A 7,525-nucleotide genomic window follows, 5' to 3' on the forward strand; every position below is an offset into this window, starting at 1 on the left:
AAAAACGAATGAAATCTAGCCAAAAATAATTTACAACCATTTAAAAAATAAGGATATTTTTTTACTAGACCAAGGTCTAATAGAGATATAGCCCTTACACAATTCATACTCAACTCACGCATTATTAGATAAGGGAAGCCCAATGAGCATGCCGTCTCTCTACAAAGTTCCAAGTGAAATCGCTAAAAACGCACTTGTAAATGACGAACAATATAAAAAAATGTACCAAGAGTCGATTGTAAATCCTGAAGGTTTCTGGAGAGAACACGGCAACCGTATCGATTGGATGAAGCCTTTCACTAAGGTAAAGAAGACTTCGTTCGATGACCATAACTTATCCATAAAATGGTTCTATGATGGCACATTAAACGCGTCAGCTAACTGCCTAGACCGACATTTAGACACCAACGCCGATAAGGTCGCCATTATTTGGGAAGGCGATGATGCTAAAGATCAACGCACTATCACTTATGGTCAATTACATGCCGATGTATGTAAATTTGCCAATGCCCTCCGCAGTCAAGGGGTTCGACGCGGCGACATAGTAACCATTTATATGCCTATGGTGCCAGAAGCTGCCGTAGCCATGCTCGCATGTGCCCGTATTGGTGCCGTTCACTCTGTTGTATTTGGTGGTTTCTCACCTGACTCCATCGCATCTCGCGTGATTGATGGAAAATCAAAAGTCATTATTACCGCCGACGAAGGTTTACGTGCTGGTCGCATTATCCCCCTAAAAGCCAATGTCGATGAGGCTCTTGCTCATCCTGATGTCGATTGCGTTGAAAAAGTCATTGTAATGAAGCGCACTGGCGGCGACATCAATTGGGTTGAAGGTCGTGATATTTGGTGGGAATCTTTGCTAGAAACCGCATCAGAGCATTGTGTTCCAGAAGAGATGGGCGCTGAAGACCCACTCTTTTTACTTTACACATCTGGCTCAACTGGTAATCCAAAAGGTGTGTTACATACCACCGGTGGTTACATGGTTTACGCCGCGATGACTCATGAGTATGTATTCGATTACAAAGATGGTGAAGTGTATTGGTGTACCGCAGATGTAGGGTGGATCACTGGTCACTCTTACATGGTTTATGGCCCGTTAGCTAATGGTGCAACCGTATTAATTCACGAAGGCGTCCCCAATTATCCGACCCCTGCCCGACTAGGCGAAATAGTTGACAGACATAAGGTCAATATTCTTTATACCGCGCCGACGCTTATTCGTGCCCTAATGGCCGAAGGCAAAGAACAGTTTGATAACTTTGATGGTAGTTCACTGCGCATTATGGGCTCGGTAGGCGAACCGATTAATCCAGAAGCATGGCGCTGGTACAACGACGTTATTGGTCATGAAAAGTGCCCTATTGTTGACACATGGTGGCAAACTGAAACCGGCGGCATTTTGATCAGCCCGTTACCGGGAGCGACTGATACTAAACCTGGCTCTGCTACGCGTCCGTTCTTTGGCGTCCAGCCTGCACTTGTTGACAACATGGGCAATATCGTTGAAGGCGCAAATGAAGGTAATCTGGTTATTCTAGATTCATGGCCTGGACAAATGCGCACCGTATTTGGCGATCATGAACGCTTTGTACTGACTTACTTTAAAACGTTTAGAGGCATGTACTTTACGGGTGACGGTGCTAAACGTGATGAAGATGGTTATTACTGGATCACCGGCCGTGTTGATGACGTTATTAATGTATCAGGTCATCGACTCGGTACTGCTGAAGTTGAAAGTGCCCTTGTGGCCCATAAGGATGTCGCTGAGGCCGCTGTTGTGGGTTACCCTCACGATATCAAGGGTCAAGGTATCTATGCATATGTCACGCTCACCCGCGGCACTGTCGAAACTGAAGAGCTGCGTCAGGAACTTCGCCAATGGGTTAGAAAAGAGATCGGTGCGTTAGCAACACCCGATTTAATTCAATGGGCCGGCGGATTACCTAAGACACGTTCAGGCAAGATCATGCGTCGATTCCTGCGTAAGATTGCCGCAAATGAAGTGACCAACTTAGGCGACTCTTCAACACTTGCCGATCCAGCAGTGATTGACACTCTAATTGAGTCTCGACTCAACCGTAGTGAGTAATCATTAAGCAGTCACTCTCCATTTGACCTTCCCTAGCCCCTCTTAAGAGGGGTTTTTTTATGCCTAAAAGATAGAAGCCAATATTTTCCTTATCGTCGCCCCTTATTTGTGTGATGATTTCGTTATCTGCTCCCCCCAATGGCATGCCAAACGGAAACTCACTCGTGCAACTTAGAGATTATCAGCAACAATCGGTTGATGCCGCCATCGCCCACTTTAAATCCAGCCCCGACTCCGCCGTGCTTGTCTTGCCTACTGGCGCAGGCAAAAGCATTGTTATCGCCGAGTTAGCCAGAATTGCTAAAGGACGTGTATTAGTATTGACGCACGTTAAAGAGCTTGTAGCGCAAAATGCCGAAAAAGTCGGCTTATTCACCGATAAAGCTTCAATATATTCAGCAGGGTTAAATCAAAAGTCGACAGCAGGCAAGACCGTCGTAGCCAGCATTCAATCCGCAGTTAAGCGCCCCGAGCAATTTGACGAACCTTACAGTCTTGTCATCATCGATGAATGCCATCGCGTTAGCCCCGATAAAGACAGTCAGTATCAACAACTATTAAGCCATTTAAAGTCGAAGAATCAGCGTTTAAGGCTGTTAGGATTAACCGCTACTCCTTATCGCTTAGATTTAGGATGGATCTACCGCCAGCACTATCATGGCAAAATTGGTAATACCGAAAAACCTGTATTTGAAAAATGCATTTTTGAACTGCCGATGCGTCCACTGATTAAACAAGGTTTCCTAAGTCAGCCAAAAATGTTTGACGGCTTAAGCGCCCAATATGACTTTAGTGAGCTTACTGCTACGCCAACCGGTGAATACAATGGATCCGAGGTCAATTCGATACTCAACCATTGTGGCCGAGCGACTACTGCAATTGTTAAGCAGCTCATTGAGCTGGCTAAACATCGTCAGGGCGTGATTATCTTTGCCGCAACGGTCAAACACGCTGAAGAGATCATGGCTAAGCTTGCGGACTGTAAACCTGCATTGATTACAGCCAAAACCTCGAGTGAAGATAGAGACGCTCTCATTCACGCGTTTAAAGCCAAAGAGATAAAGTTCCTTGTCAACGTTGCCGTTCTGACGACAGGCTTCGACGCTCCTCATGTGGATCTTATTGCGATTATGCGCCCCACTGCCTCTGTTAGTCTGTTCCAACAAATGGTTGGGCGTGGCTTAAGGATCGACAAAGACAAAACTGAATGCCTTATTATTGATTACGCTGCAAACGGCTATGACCTTTTCTATCCTGAAGTTGGCCAACCTAAACCCAACAGTAAGTGTAAGCCTGTGCAAGTCCATTGCCCTGTGTGTGATTTTGCCAATATCTTTTGGGGTTTGACCGATGACGACGGCGATATCATTGAGCATTTTGGCAGACGTTGCCAAGCTTTGATTGAAACACCTGAGGGTAAACAACAGTGCGATTTTAGGTTTCGTTCCAAGTCCTGCCCCAATTGCGGCGAAGAGAACGACATTGCCGCCAAGGTATGTGGTCATTGCCAAGCCGTATTAGTTGATCCCGATAAAAGACTCAAAGAGGTGTTACAACAGAAGCATCATCACTTATTCAAGTGCCAAACAATGTTGCTTGAGCCTGAAAAGGATCGTTTAGTGGTGCGTTATATCGACATCGAAGGCAATGATTTCTGTCGTTACTTTAAGATGCAAACACCCGCCCAAATAAGAGCCGTATTTGCGCTGTTTATTTTTCCACATAGCAAAACACCGGGAATGAAGCATAAAAAATATAGTTCAGCTCAAGAGTTAGCCGCTGACGCGCTTTGCTTTAGAAAACCGGACTTGTTGTTGCTTAAAAAAGGGAAAAAAGGCTGGGATTTACTGGAGTCTATCTTTGATTACCAAGGCCGTTATCAAACACAACCCTCAGATAATGAATAATACGATTAACTCGACTATAAATATCGATTAGAACTAATCTCTCGCCTATGTTATAAAGTGCACAAGCTATTTTAGAGGAACTATTATGTTTGTTGTGATTTTCGGTCGTCCAGGTTGTCCTTATTGTGTTCGTGCAGTACAAGTTGCTGAGCAACTTACTGAAAAGCGTGATGATTTCAAATTTAAATATGTTGATATTCACGCAGAAGGGATCAGCAAAGCCGATCTTGAAAAAACAGTCGGTAAGCCAGTTGAAACCGTTCCACAGATTTTTGTCGATAAAGACCATGTTGGCGGATGTACTGAGTTTGAACAATACGTCAGAGCAAACGAGCTAATGCCTGCGGCATAAGTTGAACGCTTAAAATAAAAAAGGAGGCTATTGCCTCCTTTTTTGTGTGTAACACAATTTACTTAACTATTTATCTCATCTACTACAGCACATATTTCATTGAGAAAATCACTCGATTTAACTCGCCATCAAGGCCATTTTCTTTGGTGTTTTTAGCATACATATACTCAACACCCACCGTTAATGGTTTCACAGGTGAGTACAATAGGTTGAGGTAACCTGAGTAAGAATCTTTATTTACCGACCCACCAGTTAAACTCGCATTATTATCCGCTTTAAAACCTGACCCCGTGATACTGGTACGCCATTTATCATTCCACCAGTGACGGTAAGAGATATAGCCACCGTATGAGCTGATAACCTCAATATCACCATTAGCATCTAATACACCCGCATTAGCATAGTTAAGTGCCATATAACGCCCTAGACCATCACCGTAGGTTGCTGACATCTTAATGTCATCCTGCCCAACAGGAATAACCCCGGTGAAGCTCACACCATAACCAAATTCGGAAGTGTCTAGACCATCTTGTTCAATATTAAGCTCACGCGCTAACCCCGCAAAGGTGAACGCCATGCCGCCTTCTGTTTTCATGTTATAGCGAGCGACGAAATCAGGCACCATGCCGCTGCCGCTGGTGATTCGACTGCTACCACCTGTATCACTTCGATAACTATTCACCGTCGTTTCAGGATTCTCTGCGGAGAATTGAAAGCCACCATTGGTGTAGCGAACCATGGTTTGACGCACGAACGGCGTACCTTCAGCAGCACCAACAAAGTCTAAGTTCTCAGGTAGCGCACCTGGGTTTTGAAAGGTAGTCCACATTTGGCCCGCAGCCCAATTGTCAAAACTGACAAAAGCTTGGCGGATACGAGGAGAGTAACTATTTGATACTCGCTCGTTGCCATCGGTATGTGTCATAAAATCAAGTTCAATAAACCCAACTAGCTTATGCCCATCAATATCAGTAGAAGATTTAAAGTTAAAGCGTGATTCTCTTGCTTGAAAATCGACGACTTGCTTGCCGTTACTCGGATCACCATAAATTGTTCCTGGTACATAAAACTGACGAGATAAGCTTCCAGAATCAGGCGCGCCATTGCTGTAGTCACTGAACATCACATCAGCTTTTACATAACCACCGAATTTAAAATCTGTCTCTGCATATGCACTGACGCTCATTGTCGCAATAGCTGCTGCGCAAAGAACGCTTAGTTTTGCTTGTTTCATTCCCTTTCTCCCATATTTTTTATTATCCTTACGAAATATGACCGACTTAACATCAAGGCAACATTGGCAATAGGTCTATCAGACAAAGGTAGAATACATACAACCAATTAGTCACATCCGCACCTAACGCCACCAATATTAGTAAAGAATCATACAAAGTGTTAATAAGTGGAGGCGTTTTTAGAAAAGAAGTATGTGTTAATGTCGAATTATTTCATTCGAATAAATATAAGAGGCAAGATAAATGCCTTAGAAGACAAAAGATATAAAACAATAATAATCAACAACTTAAAATGTTATATTTAAAATTTAAATACCCTGCAAAATAAGTGCAATACCACTGTCATGAAATATGTGAAATTTTATGCAGACTCATTACCTATCTCACTCATTATTGGTTGTTTAGTCACATAAAACTCTGTCATAAAAAGCTAACAGCTAAAATACCCATTTTTGACTTTACTCATTTCCTACGTAAATATGTTCAAAATAGAAACTATCGGGACTATCAGCAAAGAAAAAACTGAGCCAGAACTATTTTGACCATTTGCTGGCTTAACAATCATAGCCAAACAGCTCAGTTAATTTTTATTCCCACTTTACATGGAGTATTTTCAATTACTGATCCCCTTTGGAGTCATATTGGCAAAATTGGCTTTTTATTAGTGATGAATAAATAAGCTAGACGCGAAGACATAGAATAATACCAATTACACTACGTATTTGACCAATTCAGATCGCCTCAGACTTTTCAATTCAAATCGCATTGGTGAAGAAGTGGTTATTCCCTTTTAAGCCAATGCAAAGCAGAAGTGGAAAGTCTGAGCCGTTCACGCAGTGCGGCCGACGTTTAAAGTAAATGGCAAAGCCCTTTAAGCTTCGTTATGGATTTTGGATATACGACTAAACGGTCTATTTTGTTCCATACAAAATAAGACATTTCCACCCTCCTTGGCGGTCAGATTCAGGAGGTACGAGTCCACGGATGGACGAAGGTTGATTAATGCCGGAGCAATTGTCGAGGATGCCAGAACCGAGAATAACGATTAGCTGCAATCCTCATCTTGCCTACAGGGCTTTCAATTCCCGCTGAATGGTCAAACTTTTAATGCAACTGGTATCAATTTACTTCTATTAGCGACAAACAAGCCACTTTAAGGACAGTTACAAAACAATATTATTAATTATGAGAAGTTGTTAGTGGGGTAGGACTAGAAGGTATAACTTGAAATAGAGCATTTGATCAGAGAGCTTCAATAGACGATTGAAACAAAGAGTGCTGAGTCGTGAAGAATTCTAACTTTCGAGCAATGGCTCAATAAAGAGCAAGCTACTACCAATTCACTCTGCAAGTGTCAACAGAGCTCACAACCTAACTTAATCGTTATTACTTTTATGAATGCTGAGTGTCGCTAGGCTAAATACTGGCTTGAAGTGAACAATTGAAATAGGAGCTGAAATAAAGAATTTAAAATTGATTTATATGATTTGGACAAAGAAGTGATGGGTCGTGAAGGATTCGAACAAGATGGTGGTTAAGAGTAAAGCTAACTGCGTACTTTATTAAGATGCAGCAACTGAATCTTTTACTAACGTCTCTAATATTTATTCACCAAGAGAAGTGGTGGGCTGTGAAGGATTCGAACCTTCGACCAATGTGGTAGTTAAGAGTAAAGCCAACTGTGCTCTTATTCAAAGCATCAACTGAGCTAACCTATCTTTACCGTCTCCATTTTACCACCTGGAGAAGTGGTGGGCTGTGAAGGATTCGAACCTTCGACCAATGTAGTAGTTAAGAGTAAAGCCAACTGTGCTCTTATTCAAAGCATCAACTGAGCTAACCTATCTTTACCGTCTCCATTTTACCACCTGGAGAAGTGGTGGGCTGTGAAGGATTCGAACCTTCGACCAATTGGTTAAAAGCCAACTGCTCTACC

At 42.7% G+C, this 7,525-nt stretch carries 4 protein-coding genes and 2 tRNA genes; 3 read left to right on the forward strand and 3 right to left on the reverse strand.

Translation table 11 applies throughout. The features are described 5' to 3' along the window. Window positions 1–142: 142 nt before the first annotated feature. The 3 genes from acs (at window position 143) to CXF82_RS15725 (ending at window position 4,354) form a co-directional block, all read left to right on the forward strand. A complete protein-coding gene (gene acs, locus CXF82_RS15715) occupies window positions 143–2,095 on the forward strand; it encodes an acetate--CoA ligase (protein ID WP_101089704.1) in 1,953 nt (650 codons plus the stop codon). 143 nt (window positions 2,096–2,238) lie between these two features. Further along, window positions 2,239–4,002 carry a DNA repair helicase RadD gene (locus CXF82_RS15720; RefSeq protein WP_180961217.1) on the forward strand — a complete coding sequence of 588 codons (1,764 nt, stop codon included), beginning with the start codon at window positions 2,239–2,241 and terminating at the stop codon, window positions 4,000–4,002. Window positions 4,003–4,087: 85 nt separating this feature from the next. After that, on the forward strand, window positions 4,088–4,354 hold the full coding sequence (locus tag CXF82_RS15725; protein WP_101089702.1) for a GrxA family glutaredoxin: 267 nt from the start codon (window positions 4,088–4,090) through the stop codon (window positions 4,352–4,354). Window positions 4,355–4,436: 82 nt separating this feature from the next. On the opposite strand, the gene CXF82_RS15730 is transcribed toward CXF82_RS15725, so the two are convergent. The 3 genes from CXF82_RS15730 to CXF82_RS22365 all read right to left on the reverse strand — a co-directional run bounded on the left by CXF82_RS15730 (window position 4,437) and on the right by CXF82_RS22365 (window position 7,431). Then, a complete protein-coding gene (locus tag CXF82_RS15730; protein ID WP_101089701.1) occupies window positions 4,437–5,588 on the reverse strand; it encodes a DcaP family trimeric outer membrane transporter in 1,152 nt (383 codons plus the stop codon). Window positions 5,589–7,210: 1,622 nt separating this feature from the next. Next, window positions 7,211–7,303: transfer RNA gene (locus CXF82_RS22360), tRNA-Ser, on the reverse strand. A 35-nt stretch (window positions 7,304–7,338) separates the two neighbouring features. Next, a tRNA-OTHER gene (locus CXF82_RS22365) sits at window positions 7,339–7,431 on the reverse strand. Window positions 7,432–7,525 lie beyond the last annotated feature (94 nt).

It is taken from the genome of Shewanella sp. GutDb-MelDb, assembly GCF_002836075.1.
GTDB lineage: Bacteria > Pseudomonadota > Gammaproteobacteria > Enterobacterales > Shewanellaceae > Shewanella.

Bases quoted from the DNA above. Each gene is read 5' to 3' on its own strand.
- acs (WP_101089704.1), top strand. From the start codon at position 143: ATGAGCATGCCGTCTCTCTACAAAGTTCCAAGTGAAATCGCTAAAAAC.
- CXF82_RS15725 (WP_101089702.1), top strand. From the start codon at position 4,088: ATGTTTGTTGTGATTTTCGGTCGTCCAGGTTGTCCTTATTGTGTTCGT.
- CXF82_RS15730 (WP_101089701.1), bottom strand. From the start codon at position 5,588: ATGAAACAAGCAAAACTAAGCGTTCTTTGCGCAGCAGCTATTGCGACA.
- CXF82_RS15720 (WP_180961217.1), top strand. From the start codon at position 2,239: ATGCCAAACGGAAACTCACTCGTGCAACTTAGAGATTATCAGCAACAA.